2 protein-coding genes are annotated in these 2,428 nt (G+C 23.8%); one reads left to right on the top strand and one right to left on the bottom strand.

Annotation, left to right across the window (positions count from 1 at the left end; all coding sequences use genetic code 11):
• Nucleotides 1-93 precede the first annotated feature (93 nt).
• Nucleotides 94-1,425, top strand: a complete 1,332-nt coding sequence (locus GBZ86_RS14970; protein WP_152891981.1) for an aspartate kinase — start codon at nucleotides 94-96, stop codon at nucleotides 1,423-1,425.
• 52 nt (nucleotides 1,426-1,477) lie between these two features.
• On the opposite strand, the gene GBZ86_RS14965 is transcribed toward GBZ86_RS14970, so the two are convergent.
• Nucleotides 1,478-2,278, bottom strand: coding sequence for a putative ABC transporter permease (locus tag GBZ86_RS14965; RefSeq protein ID WP_152891979.1), 801 nt, complete (start codon nucleotides 2,276-2,278; stop codon nucleotides 1,478-1,480).
• Between the last annotated feature and the right edge of the window lie 150 nt (nucleotides 2,279-2,428).

Below are 2,428 nucleotides of genomic sequence, written 5' to 3'. Positions count from 1 at the left end.
ATTATATACTATTGAATTTAATTTAATTAATTGGTATTATTTTCTTTGTAATTATTATTCATTGGGGAAATTCTTAAGAATGGGGGCTTTATAATGAGCGAAATTATTGTAAGTAAATTTGGAGGTAGTTCTCTAGCAAATTCTGAGCAATTTAAAAAAGTTAAAAATATAATTTTATCAAATCCTAATAGAAAATATATTATTCCCTCTGCACCTGGCAAAAGATTTGATAAAGATTATAAAATAACAGATCTTTTATACTTATGTCATGCACATGTAACAAGTGGCATACCTTTTGATGATGTTTTTAATTTAATTGAAGAAAGATATACAAGCATCGCTTTTGATCTTTCTATAAACTTAGATTTAGCACCTTATTTCAAAGAAATAAAAAATAATATCTCTAATGGTGCCTCTTCAGATTATGCTGCTAGTAGAGGAGAATTTTTAAATGGTATTATTTTAGCTAAATATTTAGATTTTAATTTTATAGATTCAGCAGATATTATAGTATTTGATGAAAGTGGTAATTATAATGTAGAAAAAACTCAATTAGCTATTAATAGATATATTAAACCTTTAAAAAATGCTATAATACCTGGTTTTTATGGTGCTAATGAAAGTGGTGAAATTATAACTTTCTCAAGAGGTGGGTCGGATATTACAGGTTCTATAATATCTGCTGGAGTAAATGCAAAAACTTACGAAAACTGGACAGATGTTTCAGGATTCTTAATGGCAGACCCTCGAATAGTAACTAACCCTAAAACTATTGATGTTATTACATATAAAGAATTAAGAGAATTATCTTATATGGGCGCATCAGTATTACATGAAGAAGCTATTTTTCCTGTAAGAGAAAAAGGAATTCCTATAAGAATAAAAAATACTAATATTCCTAGTGATAATGGTACTTTAATAATCAATGATATAAGTACATATTCTTGTGATAATAATGCTTCAATAACAGGAATTGCTGGCAAAAAAAATTTTACTCTTATATCTATAGAAAAAGCTCTTATGAATTCCGAATTAGGTTTTTGTAGAAAAGTCTTATCCATTTTAGAAATATACGATGTATCTTTTGAAACTATGCCTGCAAGTATAGATTCTGTAGCTTTTTTAATTGATTCTAACAAATTAAAAAATAAAACATCTAAAATTTTAGATGAAATTAAAAGACAATGTAATCCTGATTCAATAGATGTCTTTCATAATATGGCAGTTCTGGCTACTGTAGGCAGATGCTTGTCTTATATTCCAAGTGCTCCATCTAAAATATTTAATGCACTTTCAGAAAGCAACGTAAATATTAAAATGATAGATCATGGTTCAAGTGAATTAAATATTTTAATAGGTATAAAAAATGAAGATTTTGAAAAAGCTATGAACGCAATTTATAATAAATTTGTTAAGAAAAATTAATTAAAAACACAGTAAATATTAAAAATATCTACTGTGTTTTTAATTATTATTCTTATTTATTACTCTTTTCTTTTAATAATTGTTTTAATTTTTTAAATTGTTCTGAATATTTTTTATGAGTTGCTCCTGGAAAAGCTTTAAATAATCTTCTTTGTAAAGTAGATTTATTTTTAATGTTACGAAGATTTTCTACTAATTTATCTATTTTTTCATTACTACAAAATTTCTCTTCTTTTCTTAATTTATTAAATAATTTTCTTAATTCTTCTTCATTAAATCTTTGAGGTTCTTCCCCTATTGCTTTTAATTCATTTATAAAGTGAGTAATTTGTTGTAATTTACCATTTATTTTTAGTAATGCAAATACAGTTACACTTAAGTCTAAAATAAAAATTATTGAAATTATACTAACTATTATAGTTAAAATTACTTTTGGAAAATCTAAAACTAATGATACAATTATAGGGTTAATCAATTCTATAACTACTAAACACATAATTCCAAACAAAGTAGAATTTAAGAGACATACTCTTCCATGAATATTAAATTTTCTTTCAGAGTAATCCCACCATTTAGTATGAAAAAGCACTTCTAAAATCACAGATGTTACATACTCTAATAATGAAGTTAATAACATACCAAATAGAAATACTAAAAGAGCATTATCCTTAAAAGGTCCTAAAACCTTAGTTACTATTAATGCACCTACTCCATATATAGGGCAAATAGGACCATTTAAAAATCCTCTATTTACAAATTTCTTTTCTCCAATAGAACAATATATAGTTTCACATATCCATCCTAAAAAACTATATATAAAAAAATAAGCTAAATATTTAATTAAAGTATCCATAAATTAAACTCTCCTAAAATTATTTTTATATTAATATTTTACAAACTAAAAATTTAATGTAAAAGAAAGAATTTTTTTAAAATCATAATAATATTATTATTAAAAGTATTAATTTAATGAATTAAAATATAAATAAAGATTATAATTATT

It is taken from the genome of Clostridium tarantellae, assembly GCF_009295725.1.
Taxonomy (GTDB): Bacteria; Bacillota; Clostridia; order Clostridiales; family Clostridiaceae; genus Sarcina; species Sarcina tarantellae.
Note: the sequence above shows the minus strand (reverse complement) of the source record. Positions and strands in the feature narration are given on the sequence as shown.